The sequence below is a fragment of the Caballeronia sp. ATUFL_F1_KS4A genome (assembly GCF_023630905.1).
Lineage (GTDB): Bacteria > Pseudomonadota > Gammaproteobacteria > Burkholderiales > Burkholderiaceae > Caballeronia > Caballeronia zhejiangensis.
On sequence record NZ_JALQEB010000010.1, the window covers coordinates 116,336 to 130,636 of the forward strand.

The 14,301-nt window shown below is 63.8% G+C and carries 17 protein-coding genes; 8 read left to right on the forward strand and 9 right to left on the reverse strand.

The genetic code is table 11. The annotated features are described in order from the left end of the window. Positions 1 to 15 precede the first annotated feature (15 nt). The 8 genes from NCS03_RS09460 to NCS03_RS09495 all read left to right on the forward strand — a co-directional run bounded on the left by NCS03_RS09460 (position 16) and on the right by NCS03_RS09495 (position 6,178). Positions 16 to 783, forward strand: a complete 768-nt coding sequence (locus NCS03_RS09460; protein WP_008341910.1) for a DUF3106 domain-containing protein — start codon at positions 16 to 18, stop codon at positions 781 to 783. Then, positions 780 to 1,301, forward strand: a complete 522-nt coding sequence (locus NCS03_RS09465) for an RDD family protein (RefSeq protein WP_008341911.1) — start codon at positions 780 to 782, stop codon at positions 1,299 to 1,301. Before NCS03_RS09460 ends, NCS03_RS09465 begins: the two co-directional genes overlap by 4 nt. Positions 1,302 to 1,368: 67 nt before the next feature. Then, positions 1,369 to 2,331: a UDP-2,3-diacylglucosamine diphosphatase gene (locus tag NCS03_RS09470; RefSeq protein ID WP_250523005.1), complete on the forward strand. Its 963-nt coding sequence runs from the start codon at positions 1,369 to 1,371 to the stop codon at positions 2,329 to 2,331. Positions 2,332 to 2,360: 29 nt separating this feature from the next. Continuing rightward, entirely contained in the window at positions 2,361 to 3,392 is a 1,032-nt protein-coding gene (locus tag NCS03_RS09475) for a glycosyltransferase family 4 protein (protein ID WP_034473050.1), read from the forward strand. Continuing rightward, the gene (locus NCS03_RS09480) at positions 3,389 to 3,943 is read left to right on the forward strand and encodes a diacylglycerol kinase (RefSeq protein ID WP_250496885.1); all 555 of its coding nucleotides are present in this window, start codon (positions 3,389 to 3,391) and stop codon (positions 3,941 to 3,943) included. Before NCS03_RS09475 ends, NCS03_RS09480 begins: the two co-directional genes overlap by 4 nt. A 144-nt stretch (positions 3,944 to 4,087) precedes the next feature. Continuing rightward, positions 4,088 to 4,834, forward strand: coding sequence for a TetR/AcrR family transcriptional regulator (locus NCS03_RS09485; protein ID WP_008341915.1), 747 nt, complete (start codon positions 4,088 to 4,090; stop codon positions 4,832 to 4,834). Beyond that, a complete protein-coding gene (locus NCS03_RS09490) occupies positions 4,835 to 5,419 on the forward strand; it encodes an LOG family protein (protein ID WP_244807439.1) in 585 nt (194 codons plus the stop codon). Between the two features lie 12 nt (positions 5,420 to 5,431). Further along, entirely contained in the window at positions 5,432 to 6,178 is a 747-nt protein-coding gene (locus tag NCS03_RS09495; RefSeq protein WP_008341918.1) for an SDR family oxidoreductase, read from the forward strand. Here the strand turns inward: NCS03_RS09495 and NCS03_RS09500 are convergent, their stop codons facing one another. The 9 genes from NCS03_RS09500 to NCS03_RS09540 form a co-directional block, all read right to left on the reverse strand. Then, a complete protein-coding gene (locus NCS03_RS09500) occupies positions 6,179 to 7,054 on the reverse strand; it encodes a DUF5672 family protein (protein ID WP_034473046.1) in 876 nt (291 codons plus the stop codon). A 60-nt stretch (positions 7,055 to 7,114) separates the two neighbouring features. Then, entirely contained in the window at positions 7,115 to 7,312 is a 198-nt protein-coding gene (locus tag NCS03_RS09505; RefSeq protein WP_034473045.1) for a hypothetical protein, read from the reverse strand. A gap of 46 nt (positions 7,313 to 7,358) precedes the next feature. Then, positions 7,359 to 7,793, reverse strand: a complete 435-nt coding sequence (locus tag NCS03_RS09510; RefSeq protein ID WP_250529093.1) for a S8 family peptidase — start codon at positions 7,791 to 7,793, stop codon at positions 7,359 to 7,361. Positions 7,794 to 7,971: 178 nt separating this feature from the next. After that, on the reverse strand, positions 7,972 to 8,847 hold the full coding sequence (locus tag NCS03_RS09515; RefSeq protein ID WP_250529094.1) for a DUF5672 family protein: 876 nt from the start codon (positions 8,845 to 8,847) through the stop codon (positions 7,972 to 7,974). Positions 8,848 to 9,037: 190 nt separating this feature from the next. Next, positions 9,038 to 9,616 carry a DUF924 family protein gene (locus NCS03_RS09520; protein WP_008341924.1) on the reverse strand — a complete coding sequence of 193 codons (579 nt, stop codon included), beginning with the start codon at positions 9,614 to 9,616 and terminating at the stop codon, positions 9,038 to 9,040. A 2-nt stretch (positions 9,617 to 9,618) separates the two neighbouring features. Further along, positions 9,619 to 10,350 carry an alanyl-tRNA editing protein gene (locus tag NCS03_RS09525; protein ID WP_008341926.1) on the reverse strand — a complete coding sequence of 244 codons (732 nt, stop codon included), beginning with the start codon at positions 10,348 to 10,350 and terminating at the stop codon, positions 9,619 to 9,621. Between the two features lie 82 nt (positions 10,351 to 10,432). Next, entirely contained in the window at positions 10,433 to 10,846 is a 414-nt protein-coding gene (locus NCS03_RS09530) for a group II truncated hemoglobin (RefSeq protein WP_008341927.1), read from the reverse strand. A gap of 17 nt (positions 10,847 to 10,863) precedes the next feature. Further along, a complete protein-coding gene (locus tag NCS03_RS09535; RefSeq protein ID WP_502801518.1) occupies positions 10,864 to 13,380 on the reverse strand; it encodes an ABC transporter permease in 2,517 nt (838 codons plus the stop codon). A gap of 71 nt (positions 13,381 to 13,451) precedes the next feature. Further along, positions 13,452 to 14,081, reverse strand: coding sequence for a DUF4126 domain-containing protein (locus NCS03_RS09540; RefSeq protein ID WP_008341929.1), 630 nt, complete (start codon positions 14,079 to 14,081; stop codon positions 13,452 to 13,454). Positions 14,082 to 14,301: the final 220 nt, after the last annotated feature.

The window sequence follows — 14,301 nt, forward strand, 5'->3', positions numbered from 1 at the left end:
CGGGGGAATTTCCGGGTGAGTTACAAGCGCGGTCTCGCGATTGTCTTTAGTTGCGCGATTGCGGGTCTGGTTGCGTTCGCCGCGACTTATCCGCGCTTTTATTCCACCGCCGCAGCGCCGTCGTCCGCCGCCGCGCCGAGCGGCAGTTCCGGCACGCCCGCCGATTCGAACGCATCGCCGCTCGCGGCGCTGTCGTCCGACAGCCCGATCTCCTGGAGTCATCTCACCGAAGCGCAGCACGTTGCGCTCGCGCCCTTCGCCACGCAGTGGGACTCGTTCTCCGACGAGCGCAAGAAAAAGTGGCTCAGGATCGCGTCGCGGTTCCATCGGATGTCGCCCGACGCGCAGAAGCATCTGCATCAGCGCATGGAAGAATGGGTGCGGCTCACGCCCGACCAGCGCAAGGTCGCGCGCGAGAACTATCAGGTTTCGAAGTCGGTGCCGCTCGAAAAGCGCGAGAAGGCGTGGGACGCGTATCAGAAGCTCTCCGAAGAACAGAAGAAAAAGCTGGCCGCGAGCGAGCACACGCGCCGTCCGACAATCGTTTCCGCGCCGCCCACCGGCAAGACGGAAGTGAAAGACATCAACCGGCTCGTCGCGGCGCGCGAGCAGGGACACGTCGGCGGCCACGTGGACGGCAGTTCGGCGGCGGCGGCCGCGCCGGCAGTGCCCGTTTCCGGCGCGCCGGCGCAACCCGCCATTCCGAGCGCGGCGAGCATCGTGCCGGCCACGCCGATTCCGGTATCGCCGCAGCAGGCGCCTTCGATGTACAACGGCTCGTGAGCGCGCAGCCGGCAGTGGCCACCGTCGATCCGATGCGCGCGCCCACACTGCGCCGCCGGCTCGCGACGATGCTCTACGAAGGCGTCATTCTCTTCGGCGTCGTGTTCCTCGCCGGTTATCTCTTCAGCACGCTCACGCAGCAACGCAACGGCCTCACGCATCACAACTGGCTGATGTCGTGGATCGGCATTGTCCTCGCGGCTTACTTCGTGTATTTCTGGACGCACGGCGGCCAGACCCTGCCGATGAAAACCTGGCGCCTCAAACTCGTCGATGCGCGCGGGCAACCCGTCAAACCCGCCCGCGCGCTCGCGCGCTACGCGCTCGCGTGGCTGTGGTTCCTGCCGCCGCTCGCGCTGCACCCGCTCTTCTCGCTCGCCGTGCCGCAGACGCTCGCCGTCTTCGCCGCGTGGGTCGCGCTGTGGGCCGCCGCCGTGTGGCTCGATCCGGCGCGTCAATTTCTCCATGACCGCCTCGCCGGCACGCGCATCGTTCCCGCGCAATCCGTTGTCAAGTAATAAGAACTTCTCGTGACTGTCACGGCTCGGTCACGGCCGGAAGGCGTAATGCGCATACCGAAACCCGATGCGCGAGCCAATGGCCTTCAACTCGTCCGCCCGACCGGCAATCGACCCGCCCTCTCCCTTCAGCTTCAGCAATAACGAACTGCGCACCGGTCCCTTCGCGCTGCGATCGGAGTCCACGGAATCGTTCGGGTCCGAATCCGCGTCGCCGGGCCAGCACGACGGCATCGCCGATTCTGGCGGAGAGCCGAATCGATACCGCACGATCTGGCTGTCCGATATCCACCTCGGCTCGGGCGGCTGCCAGGCGCCGTATCTGCTCGATTTCCTGCGGCACCACGAGTCGGAGTATCTGTATCTCGTCGGCGACATCATCGACGGATGGCAGCTTCGTAAAGGCTGGTTCTGGCCGCAGGCGCACAACGACGTCGTGCAGAAAATCCTGCGCAAGGCGCGAAAGGGCACGCAGGTCGTGTACATCCCGGGCAATCACGACGAAGCGGCGCGCCAGTTCTGCGATCTCGCGTTCGGCGACATCCACGTTCGCGGCGAAGCCTTTCACACGACGCTCGCGGGCAAGCGTTTATGGATCGTGCACGGCGATCTCTTCGATGGCGTGATCCAGCACGCCAAATGGCTCGCCTATCTCGGCGACACCGCCTACACGATGATCCTGCTGCTCAACCGCTGGTTCAATCGCGTGCGCACGAAGCTCGGCTTCAACTACTGGTCGCTGTCGCAATACCTGAAGCATCAGGTCAAGAACGCGGTGAACTTCATCTCGCAGTTCGAGCGCGTGATGACCGACGAAGCGCGCCGCCGCGGCTGCGACGGCGTCGTGTGCGGGCACATCCACAAGGCCGAAATCCGCGACATCGACGGCATTCTCTACTGCAACGACGGCGACTGGGTCGAGAGTCTCTCGGCGCTCGTCGAAACCTACGACGGCGAACTGAAAATCGTCTACTGGACGGTGATGCGCTCGCCGGAAGCGCGGCCGGCGAAAGCACGCGCGACCGTCTGACCACGAACGAACCAACGGGGCCAAAGCCGATGAAGATCATGATCGTTACCGACGCATGGGAACCGCAGGTCAACGGCGTCGTGCGCACGCTCACGCAGACGACGAAGGAACTCACCGCGCTCGGACATCGCGTGGAATTGCTCACGCCGCTCGAGTTCAGAACGATTCCCTGCCCGACCTATCCGGAGATTCGCCTGTCGCTGATGCCGGGACAGCGCGTCGCGAGCCGCATCGACGCGTTCGGGCCGGACGCGCTGCACATCGCCACCGAAGGTCCGCTCGGACTCGCGGCGCGCGCGTATGCGCTGCGTCACAAGCTGCCGTTCACGACCGCGTACCACACGCGCTTTCCGGAGTATGTGAAGGCGCGCTTCGGCATCCCGCTCGCGCTGACGTATCGCTTCCTCCACTGGTTCCACAAGGGCTCGCAGGCGGTGATGGCGCCGACGCCCGTCGTCAAGAGCGATCTCGAAAAATACGGCTTCACCAATGTCGTGCTGTGGACGCGCGGCGTCGATCTCGACATCTTTCATCCGATGGAGTCGAAGGTGCTCAACACGGCGCGGCCGATCTTTCTGTACGTCGGGCGCGTGGCCGTGGAAAAGAACGTCGAGGCGTTTCTCAAGCTCGATCTGCCCGGCTCGAAGTGGGTCGCGGGCGAAGGTCCGGCGCTCGCGGAGCTGAAGTCGCGCTATACGAACGTCAACTATCTGGGCGTGCTGTCGCAGCCGGAGCTCGCGAAGGTCTACGCGGCGGCGGATGTCTTCGTGTTCCCCAGCAAGACCGATACTTTCGGCCTCGTGCTGCTCGAAGCGATGGCCTGCGGCACGCCGGTCGCGGCCTATCCGGTGACGGGCCCGATCGACGTGCTCGGCGAAAACGGCCCCGGTGCGCTCGACGACGACCTTCACGAAGCCTGCCTGCAGGCGCTGAAAATCGAACGCGCCGATGCCCGCGCGTGGGCCGAACGCTTCTCGTGGCGCGCGGCCTCGGAGCAGTTCGCATCGCATCTGCGCCAGTTCGGGCCGCGCGCCGCGAGCTCGGACCGGGCAGCGGCATGACGCGACACGCCGTGGCGCAGGAACGGGCCGAAGCGAACGCGCGAGGCGCATCGTCCGCGACGGCCCGCGCGCGCGATCCCTTCGACGATGACCCCGAAGACATCGACGAAACGTCCGCGCAGCCGCCCGAGCCGCTCGGCCCCGACGACCTGCCCTTCAATCCGTACAAGGGCAACCGCGGCTTCACGCGCGCGTGGCACGCGATGAAAAATTCGCTGTACGGTTTTCGCGTCGCGATTCGCGAGGAAAGCGCGTTTCGTCAGGAATTGACGCTCGCCGCGATCCTCTTGCCGTGCAGCCTTTTCGTGCCGGTCTCGCCCGTCGAGCGCGCGGCGCTGATCGCGTCCGTGCTGCTGGTGCTGATCGTCGAGTTGCTGAATTCGAGCGTCGAGGCGGCCATCGACCGGATATCGCTCGAACGTCACGAGTTGTCAAAGCGCGCGAAGGATTTCGGCAGCGCCGCGGTGATGGTCGCGCTCGGCGTCTGCGTCATTACCTGGGGTCTGATTCTTTGGCCGTTTGCATCCGCTTGGCTCGCGCGTATCTTATAAAAGAGAATTCGTGCGCTCAAAGCTCGCGTCCGTGCCGCAGAACGACCGGTTTATAATCGTCCGATATTCTCAAAAATAGCAACGGAAGCGGCCGCGCGAACGCTCATCCCGAGCCCTCGCGGCCCGATCCCAAGGTCGGACGACATGGAAGCCAAACCACCCCGCCGCACCCGCGAACGGATACTCGAGCTGTCGCTGAAGTTGTTCAACGATATCGGCGAGCCGAACGTCACCACGACGACCATCGCCGAGGAGATGGAAATCAGTCCAGGCAACCTGTACTACCATTTCCGCAACAAAGACGACATCATCAACAGCATCTTCGCGCAGTTCGAGCAGCAGATTCAGAAGCGTCTGCGCTTTCCGGACGATCATCGCCCGACGATCGACGAGATGTGGTCGTATCTGCAATACATGGCGGATTTCTTGTGGACTTACCGCTTCCTGTATCGCGACCTGAACGATCTGCTCGCGCGCAACCGCACGCTCGAAACGCACTTCAAGCAGATCATCACGCACAAGGTGCACTTCGCGAGCCAGTTGTGCGAGGCGCTCGTGGCCGATCAGGAAATGGTCGCGACGCCCGAGGAGATCAAGGTGATCGCGACGAACATCGGCGTAATCGCGACGTACTGGCTGTCGTATCAGTACGTGATGAATCCGCGCAAGTACAACGATCAGGAAGCGATCCGCACGGAACTGCATCAGGCGAGCCTGCATATCATCTCGATCATGGCGCCGTATCTGCGCGGACGCTCGCGTCAGCTCTTCGACGATCTCGTTTCCGGTAAGCTGCCAAAGCGCGAGTATGCGGATTTCCTGCCGCCGCGCGAAGACGCGTCCAACGCATCGAACGCGTCGAAGACCGAAATACCGAAGGATTCCAGATAAATGAAGGCAGTTTGTGTTTATTGCGGCTCCGCGACCGGCGCCCGCCCCGTCTATGCCGAAGCGGCCAAGGCATTCGGCCGCGCGCTCGTTGAAAACGATCTCTCGCTCGTCTACGGCGGCGGCCGCGTCGGGCTGATGGGACTCATCGCCGATGAAGTGCTCGCCGCGGGCGGACGCGCCGTCGGCGTGATTCCCGAGTTGCTGCTCGCGAAGGAAGTCGGCCACACGGATCTCACCGAATTGCACGTCGTGCCCGACATGCACGAGCGCAAGAAGAAGATGGCCGATCTGTCGGACGCGTTCGTCGCGATGCCGGGCGGCGTCGGCACGTTCGAGGAGTTTTTCGAGGTCTACACGTGGGCGCAGCTCGGCTATCACCAGAAGCCGGTCGGCTTGCTCGACGTGAACGGCTACTACGATCCGCTCATGGCGATGCTGCGTCATACGGTCGACGAAGGCTTCATGCGCGAGGCGTATCTGGATTTCATTCAGGTCGCAGCCGAACCCGGCGAGATGATCGCAAAGCTGAAGACCTACACGCCGCCCGCGATCGACAAGTGGTCCGAAAAACGTAACGCCGTCTGAGGAGCGGAACCGATGTCGAAAGTGATCCTGATTACGGGGGCAAGCCGCGGCATCGGCCGCTCGGCTGCGGTGCTCGCGGGCGCGCGCGGCTGGTCGGTCGGCGTCAACTACGCGTCGAACGCCGCGGCCGCCGATGACACCGTCGCGGCCGTCGTTGCGGCGGGCGGCAAGGCCATCGCGATTCCCGGCGACGTCAGCGACGAAGCCGCGATCATCGCGATGTTCGACGCGACCGAGAAAGCCTTCGGCAAGATCGATGGCGTCGTGAACAACGCGGGCATCGTCGCGCCCGGTTCGATGCTCGCGGACATGGATATCGCGCGCATGAAGCGCATCTTCGACATCAACGTGCTCGGTGCGTATCTCTGCGCGCGCGAGGCGGCGCGGCGCATGTCGACTTCGCGCGGCGGCAAGGGCGGATCGCTCGTGAATGTATCGTCGGCGGCGGCGCGGCTCGGCGGGCCGAACGAGTACGTCGATTACGCGGGATCCAAAGGTGCGATCGACACGCTCACGATCGGGCTGTCGAAGGAACTCGGGCGCGAAGGCGTGCGCGTGAACGCGATTCGCCCCGGGCTCATCGATACCGACATCCACGCGAGCGGCGGCAAGCCGGATCGCGCACACGTACTTGGCGTGCAGACGCCGATCGGACGCGCGGGCACCGCCGATGAAGTCGGCGAATCGATCGTATGGCTGTTGTCGGATGCGTCGTCGTATGTGACGGGCGCGATTCTGGACGTGTCGGGCGGGCGTTGATCACGCAGGCTCTGGCATGAACTCGAGCCGATAACCGCGCTCCTCGAGCATCTTGACCACAGGCGGCTCCAGCGGATGTTCGTCGATGTGGCGCCGCGTCGCGCCATAACGCACGACCGGCGGATCGATGCTGGCAAGACGCCGCCATGAACCGTGCATGCCGAATACAGCGTGAAGGTTCACGCCGATGTGACTGAGCGCGGCATGTTCGAAACCGAAACGCGCCGCGACTTCGAGCGGCGCGAACCGCAGACCCACGGCTTCCAGCTCGGGACGCAACATGCAGGTGAGTTGCACGTCTTCATGCGTGGCGTCGTTGAACCAGCTCATGGCGATCGGCTCGGAATCGCTGACGTCGGGCGGCGGGACCACCATCCGGATGTGCGGATGATCGACCAGCGCACGAAGCATGCGACGGCTACGGAGACTGAAGCCTCCGTTGAGCACCGGAATCACGACGGAGTCCGGGTTCTCGAGATCGCCGTACCAAGAAAAATCCTTCTTCCAGTAAATGCCTTCGGGTCTGTCGACGCGCGCGAGGTGTCCGGGCGCGCCGATATAGTCGTATTCGAGGAATTCATCGGTCCAGTTCGACGCGTCGAGCAGCCAGCCGTCTTCCTGGACGATCAGCACGTACTCCGTTTCGACCATGCGCCACAACGCGAACATCATGAAAAGGCTGTATTCCTTGAAGCTCAGCGGCGCGATGGCACGGTGACGAATGTCCGGCGGAAGATTGCCGGGTGCGGACGGGCTTAGAAGCAAGGCGGAAGCCCCGGGCATTTGCCGGCGGGAGAATTCGAGCGCCAGCGCCGCGCCGTGGGCGTCGTTCAGTCCGGTCACGGAGACCAGAGTGATGTTGCTGAAATCGGGCATGAAACACGTCGGATGATAAGGATGCCGAGCGATTCTAAATCACTGGCATTCGACGCCATCTCAAAAGGCTGGGTCATTCATCGACGCGCATTTGGCGGCGAGAATATGGTTTTGACGGGGAAAGTGCGCGATCATTTTCGATGAAGCGAGCAAATCGATCGGGTGGCTGATGTCGCATATGTCGTTATCGACACCGAACTCAGGCGCGCGGCAACTGTTCAGATCGTTGCAAAGGCCCGCGGCAGGCGAGCCTTCCATTCATACTCGACGACGTCTCGAGCGCGTAACAGCGGGATCTGCCCTGTCAGCTTCGTTTGATCGCCAGGATGCTCTCAACGGCCTTCCGGGCATTGATGAGACCCGCGCCACAACCCTCCGGACACTGTGCGGCCATCGATGTCGCCGTTGAAGTCAGGGCGGACTTTATCTCGTCGACGGTCGCCCCGGGGTTCGCCTCGAACATGAGTGCAATCACTCCTGCTACGTGCGGAGTTGACTGCGATGTGCCACTCAATATCGAAAACATGGAGTTGGATGCGGGAACGGTCTTACCTGTATCGACGGTCGAGATGATCGATCCGCCGGGGGCCATCACAGTGACCGGCGGCCCGTAATTCGAGAATACAGCACGATTGCCACCGGAATCCGTTGCACCAACAGTGACGATCCCGTTGCAGTTCCCAGGCTGCTGCGTCGAAACTTCCCCCTTGCCGTTAGGCCCGTTTCCGGAAGCAGTCACTCATTATTCGGATACCTTATTTAATTCGTATCCTTAATTTAACCGACCGTAAAACTGAACATTGCACCCAGATACTATGCGACCATGCCGTCCTCCTTCGTCGATGATGAGTTCCCGAAAACCTCCCTAGCGTCATCGTCTGGGGGCGATGTCTTCCAGTGCGTCGCCCTATGCCTGCTCACTCCGCAGCGAACGTTACGCGATACCCGCGCGCCTCCAACATACGCACGACATCCATTTCCCGGAATGCCCGCTGTGCCAAACTGCGTTTGACTTTGTACTCCACGCTCGGTGGATCGATGCTGACCAGACGGCGCCAGAAAGCGTGATGGCCGAAAAGGTCCATGAAATCGGCATCGCCATAGATAGGACCGGAATCTTCGACTGCAAAGCGCTTGCACAAATCGAGCGGGGCGTACTTGATCCCGACCGCCTCGAGTTGCGGACGCAAAGTGGCAGTCAGTTGCACGTCTTCATTGGGTGCGCGATTACTCCAGCGCATGCGAAATTCGCTGTTATCGAGTAATTCCGGCCGCGGAATCTCAACCTTGATTTCCGGATGATCCATCAATGCGCGCAACATGCGCCTGCTGCGCAGGCTGAAGCCTCCATTCAAAACAGGCCGCACGACATGACCCGGACGATCTATCCGATCGCGCCATTTGAAGTGTGAAATCCATTCGGTACCGGCGGCCGATTCGACGCACGCCTGATGAACGGGTGCCCCTATGTAGTCGTAGTCGAAGAATTCGTCACGCCAGTTATTGCCGTCCAGAACCCAGCCATCATCCTGCAAGACGAGCGCGAAATCGGTGTCGATCAGCTTCCAAAGCGCAAACATCACGAACCAGCTGTATTCGTGGTAGTTCATGGGAGCGATCTTGCGGTGCGCGATTCCTTCAGGCAGCCCGCGCGGCGAATTCGGGCTGCAAAGTAATGCGCGCGCGCCTGGCATTTGTCTGCGACTCAATTCCAGCGCTGGAACGGCGCACGTGGCGTCCTGCAAACCTGTTACGGAAACCAAAGTAATTCGATTAAAGTTCGCGCGCGTCATGCTCTTGCGATGGTCCGATATATGAATAGTGCCTTGATACAGCGGTATTCATATTAGGGGCGCATCGCTCATGCATCAATAGAACTAATCGGAAAACGGATCGTCAACGACCAATGTCAATCCGTTCGATCGACGATGTGACGCGGGCTTCCTCACGTAAAAGGGATGCGGCACACGCTTCGCCCGTGGCTCAAAACCCGCCATGCGCCGCCAGCCACGCTTCCTCATCGGCGCGCATTTCGCGTCCGAGAATCCGATTGCGATGCGGAAAGCGTCCGAAGCGCTCGACCACTTCCGCGTGCTCCAGCGCCGATTCATGGAAGCTCGAAACGCCGGTCTCTTCTTTCAGCTTTGCGAATAAGCGCAGCGCCTCGCGCTGGCTCCCCATCGATTCATCGTGCTCGAACGGCATGTACGCGAACGCGCGATGGTACGCACTCGGCAAGCGCAGATCGTCGCCGCGCTCGACCAGCGTCTTCGCCAGCGCGAGCGCACGCGCATCGCCCGCAAACGCGCGCGGCGTGTTCCGATGACAGTTGCGCGAAAACTGATCGATGAGCACGATCAGCGCGAGTGTGCCGAGCGGCGTGCTTTCCCAATCGCGCAAGCCGCCCGCGTGCGCCTCGTCGAGCAGCGCGCCGAAACGTTCGGTGAGCAGCGAATCGAAGGCGCGCTTCTTCTTCCACCACAGCTTGCGATCCTGACCGAATTCCGCTGAACCGGGCGCGCCGAACCAGAGATCGAGCACGGCCTGAGCGCGCGGATCCATGCTCAGACGAGTTCCAGCACCAGTCGCCGCGTGCGCGCGCTCTTTTTCTCCAGCTTCGCGATGCGCAACTCGCCGATCTCCTCCGTGTTGCGCACATGCGTGCCGCCGCACGGCTGCAGATCGACATTCTCGATGCGCAAGAGACGCACGCGGCCGAGGCCCGTCGGCGGCTTCACGCTCATCGTGCGGACGAGCTCGGGACGCGCGGCCATTTCATCATCGGTGATCCATTCGGTCTGCACGCCGTGCGCGCCGCCGATCAGCGCGTTGAGCTTCGCTTCGACGGCTTCGCGCTCGATCGGCTCGACCGTCGCGAGATCGAGCCGCGCGTATTCCGTCGTGATGCTGCAGCCGTCGACGGGATACGGCAGCACCGCGCAGATCAGATGGCTCGCCGTATGCAGCCGCATGCGCCGGTAACGCTGCGCCCAGTCGATCTCCGCGCTCACCTTGTCGCCGGTTTTCAGCTTCGCAAGCGCATCCTCCTGACCGGGCGCGGGAACGTGAACCGCGTCATCCGGCGTTGCGCCTTCGAACTTCGCCTTGCGCGTATCGGCGATCGCGATGACCGTGCCGTCCGCGAGCGTCAGCGTGCCGGCATCGCCCGCCTGACCGCCGCCGAGCGGATAGAACACGGTTTGATCGAGGTGGATGCCCTGCTCGTCGATGGCGGTGACGGTCGCGTCGCAACGCGTTTGATAAGCGTCCTCGCGAAAGAGTGCGCGTGTGCTCATGGTCGTGCTTCCTTGCGATGAGGCGAAAAAGCCGATGATGCATCAGCCGCGCCCCGCCTGAACCGGTACAAAAGAAAGCGAATCAACCGGGACGGTTGCGCATCCAGTCGGCGGTATCGAAGAACGAAGTGAGCAGCCGCTCGCGCAAGGATGCGTCGATGCCGATGTCTTCCATCGCCCACGCCATGCAGCGCAGCCATTGGTCGCGCTCGCTCGACGCAATTGCGAACGGCAGATGCCGCGCCCGCAAACGCGGGTGACCGAAGCGGCTGATGTAGTGATCCGGCCCGCCCATCCAGCCGCACAGGAACCAGAACGTCTTGTCGCGCGAATTGTCGAGCGTCGGCGGATGCAGCGCGCGGATGCCCGCGAACTCCGGCTCGAGGTCCATCAGATCATAGAAACGGTCGACGAGCGCGCGCACGCGCTCTTCGCCGCCGACCAGCTCGAAAGCGGTCGGCTTTTGCACATCGTCTTCGGGATTGACGTCGGTCATTGCTCTGATTCGAAAAACTACGCGTCGCGCAGCGATTGCAGCGCGGGGCGCGCCAATACGCGCCGCAGGCTCAGCCAGCCGCCGAGCCCCGCGCACGCGACGCCCGCGACGATGCCCACCGGCACGAGCCACGGATTGAAATCGATATGAAACTCGAACACGCGCGCCGCCAGCACATAGCCGATGCCCTGCGCGCCGACCGCGGCCATCAGCCCGGACAGCGCGCCCACGGCGACGAACTCGGCGACCTGCACCGAGCGGATCTGTCCGTGCGACGCGCCGAGCGCGCGCAACAGCGCCGATTCGCGCACGCGTTCATCGCGCGTGCCGGCAAGCGCCGCGTAGAGCACGAGCACGCCCGCCGCGAGCGTGAAGAGGAACAGGAACTGCACCGCGCCGATCACCTGCGCGAGCGTGCGATGAATCTGCGCGAGAATCGGCGCGATATCGATCGCCGTCACGTTCGGATAACGCGCGACGAGCCCGTCGATCACGCGTTGCTCGTCTGCCGGCAGATGAAAGCTCGTGATGAAGGTCGCGGGAAGATCGGCGAGCGCGTCGGGCGGCAGCAGCACGAAGAAGTTGACCTTGAACGAATTCCAGTCGACCTTGCGCACGCTCGTCACCGGCGCTTCGACCGGCAGTCCGGCGACGTCGAAACGCAGCACGTCGCCCATCTTCACGCGGATCGTCTTCGCGATGCCCTCTTCGATCGACACCTGCGGCTTGCCGTCTTTGCCGAACCACGCGCCTTGCGTGACGCGGTTATCGCCCGGCAGTTCGGTCGTGTACGACAGATTGAATTCGCGATCGACGAGGCGCTTCGCGTCGGCACGGTCGTAGTTGTCCGGATTCACAGCCTTGCCGTTGATGGCGACGAGACGCGCGCGCACCATCGGCGAAAGCGCGGCGTCGGGCTGGCCGTGCGCGTGCAGATAGTCGAGCACGCCGGCGCGCTGGTCCGGCTGAATGTCGATGAGAAACTGATTCGGCGCGTCGGGCGGCGTCGCGTCGCGCCAGCCCTTGATGAGATCGTTGCGCGTCATGCCGATGAGCAGCAGACACATCAGCCCGATGCCGAGCGCGGTGATTTGCAGCGCGCTCGACCCGCTGCGCCGCTCCAGCGACGCGAGCGCATAACGCCAGCCGACGCCCGCGCGGCTGCGCTCGCGCCGCACGAAGCGCGCCGCCGCCCAGAGCGCCGCGCGCGCGATCGCGCCGAACACGAGCAGGCCCGCCGCGAAACCGCCCGCGACGATGCCGCCGAGCTTCAACTCGCCCGCCGCGACGATCAAAAGCGCCGCGAACAGCAGCACGCCGACGCCATACGCGGCATGGGCGACGCGTTGCGCATCGCCGAGTTCGCGCCGGATGACATGCACCGGCGGCACGCGCGTGATCGGCAGAAGCGGCGGCAGCGCGAAGCCGAGCAGCAGCACGAGCCCCATCGCGACGCCTTCCAGCGCGGGCCAGACGCTCGGCTGCGGCAGTTCGACATCGACGAGCGAGCCGAGCCAGTTCAGCAGCACGAGATGCCCGCCGAAACCGAGCACGACGCCCGCCGCGCTGCCGATCAGGCCGATCGCCAGAAATTCGTTCAGGAAGAGCGCGCGCAGCGTGCGCTGGCTGACGCCGAGACAGCGCATCGCGGCGCAGCCGTCGAGATGACGCCGCGCGAAACGATGCGCCGCCATCGCGATCGCGACCGCCGCGAGCAGCGCCGTCAACAGCGACACCAGCGTGAGGAAGTGGCTCGCGCGATCGATCGTCTGGCGCACTTGCGGCTGGCCGTCGGAGAGCGATTCCAGCGCGACGCCGCGCAGCTTGCCGCCATCGACGTTCTCGCGCGCGAACTTCGCGAACTGCTCGACCTGGCTGTCGGAACCGGCGACGAGCAGGCGATACGTCACGCGGCTGCCGTAGCCGATGAGTCCCGTGGCGGCGATTTCGTCGGCGCGCATCATCAGGCGCGGCGAGAAGTTGACGAACGAGAAGCCGCGATCCAGTTCGCGCGTGATGACGCCCGCGACCGTGAACGTGCGCGTGCCGACTTTCACCGTGCCGCCGACCTTCGTCTTGAGCGCATCGAGCAAGGCGGCGTCGACCCAGACGGTGCCGGGCGCGGGAATGCCGTGCGCGGGCGCATCGGCGGTGTCGACGGCGGGCGCGATGCGCAGCGCGCCGCGCAACGGATAGCCCTGCGTCACGCCCTTGATCGCCGCGAGGCGCGAGAGCGGCTGCGCGGACGTCGAACTGATCATGCTCGGGAAAATCGTCGTGCCCGCCGTCTCGAGTCCGAGCGATTTCGCTTGCGTTGCGAACATCGGATCGACGGGATGATCGGCGCGCACGACGAAATCGGCGGCGATCATCTGGCGTCCGTCGCGCGCGAGCCCTTGGCGCATGCGATCCGCGAGAAATCCGACGCTGGAGAGCGCCGCCACCGCCAGCACCAGCGCGAGCAGCAGCATCGTGAGCTCGCCCGCGCGCCAGTCGCGGCCGGTCATGCGCCACGCCTGACGCATCGTCTGCATGAAACCGAGCGTGATGTGCGGATGCGAATGTCCTGCCTTACGTGCGGCCTGATCGTTCCTGAATGCGGTGCTCAATCGTGCTTGCTCCGCAACCGGTTCATCCGATGTTCCGAGCTCGGCAGCATGTGCTTGGCCATGCGCGACACCCCGCCGTGCACGCCGCGCGCGAGCCTCGGCAGCGCCCAGCCCGCCAGCACCAGAAACGCGAGAAGAAGCACGAGAAACAGCAGCGGCACGAAGAGCGCGAGCGCGATGCCGGTGACCGCGCCGACATCCTCGGTCGCCGACGCCGCCCAGTTCGACACCGGCTCCGGCGACAGATTGATGAGCGCCCGCGTGCCCGCCTTCGCGAAATGCGATGCACCGGCGAGCGTGCCGCCCGCGAGCGCGGCGATGGTGAGCATGGCGGGATCGGCGTGGCCGAGGGAGCCGGCGGCGAGCACCGCGCCCGCCGGAATGCGGATGAACGTGTGCACCGCGTCCCACAGGGAATCGAAGGCGGGAATTTTATCGGCGAGAAATTCGACGACCGCGAGCACGCCCGCGACGCCGATCACCCACGGCGAGCCGAGCACCGCAAGCGAATCCGGCAGGTGAACGATTCCCATGCGCTGGAACATGCCGGCGATGAAAACAGTGAGATACAGGCGCAGCCCGCTCGCCCATGACAGGCCCGCTGCGAGCGAAAGTGACTCAAGCATTGCCGTCTCCCTGAATGCTGCCTGCCGCCGGCGTTCGCCGCTACGGGACGATTTGCCGACTGAAAAGAGCGGTCTTTGCGGCAGATGCCGGAAGAAGCCGCCTACATCCGCGAAGATAGGATGAAAAAGCGCAAAACGTTGCGCTCAGACAAATGCGGATGACCTCGAACCATTATATCCACGCAAATACGCGCGGTGCAGCACGGTTCAAGCGATTGGC

Bases quoted from the DNA above. Each gene is read 5' to 3' on its own strand.
- NCS03_RS09470 (WP_250523005.1), top strand. From the start codon at position 1,369: ATGCGCGAGCCAATGGCCTTCAACTCGTCCGCCCGACCGGCAATCGAC.
- NCS03_RS09500 (WP_034473046.1), bottom strand. From the start codon at position 7,054: ATGCCCGATTTCAGCAACATCACTCTGGTCTCCGTGACCGGACTGAAC.
- NCS03_RS09475 (WP_034473050.1), top strand. From the start codon at position 2,361: ATGAAGATCATGATCGTTACCGACGCATGGGAACCGCAGGTCAACGGC.
- NCS03_RS09505 (WP_034473045.1), bottom strand. From the start codon at position 7,312: ATGGAAGGCTCGCCTGCCGCGGGCCTTTGCAACGATCTGAACAGTTGC.
- NCS03_RS09490 (WP_244807439.1), top strand. From the start codon at position 4,835: ATGAAGGCAGTTTGTGTTTATTGCGGCTCCGCGACCGGCGCCCGCCCC.
- NCS03_RS09535 (WP_502801518.1), bottom strand. From the start codon at position 13,380: ATGCAGACGATGCGTCAGGCGTGGCGCATGACCGGCCGCGACTGGCGC.
- NCS03_RS09515 (WP_250529094.1), bottom strand. From the start codon at position 8,847: ATGACGCGCGCGAACTTTAATCGAATTACTTTGGTTTCCGTAACAGGT.
- NCS03_RS09540 (WP_008341929.1), bottom strand. From the start codon at position 14,081: ATGCTTGAGTCACTTTCGCTCGCAGCGGGCCTGTCATGGGCGAGCGGG.
- NCS03_RS09530 (WP_008341927.1), bottom strand. From the start codon at position 10,846: ATGACCGACGTCAATCCCGAAGACGATGTGCAAAAGCCGACCGCTTTC.
- NCS03_RS09520 (WP_008341924.1), bottom strand. From the start codon at position 9,616: ATGGATCCGCGCGCTCAGGCCGTGCTCGATCTCTGGTTCGGCGCGCCC.
- NCS03_RS09495 (WP_008341918.1), top strand. From the start codon at position 5,432: ATGTCGAAAGTGATCCTGATTACGGGGGCAAGCCGCGGCATCGGCCGC.
- NCS03_RS09485 (WP_008341915.1), top strand. From the start codon at position 4,088: ATGGAAGCCAAACCACCCCGCCGCACCCGCGAACGGATACTCGAGCTG.
- NCS03_RS09480 (WP_250496885.1), top strand. From the start codon at position 3,389: ATGACGCGACACGCCGTGGCGCAGGAACGGGCCGAAGCGAACGCGCGA.
- NCS03_RS09525 (WP_008341926.1), bottom strand. From the start codon at position 10,350: ATGAGCACACGCGCACTCTTTCGCGAGGACGCTTATCAAACGCGTTGC.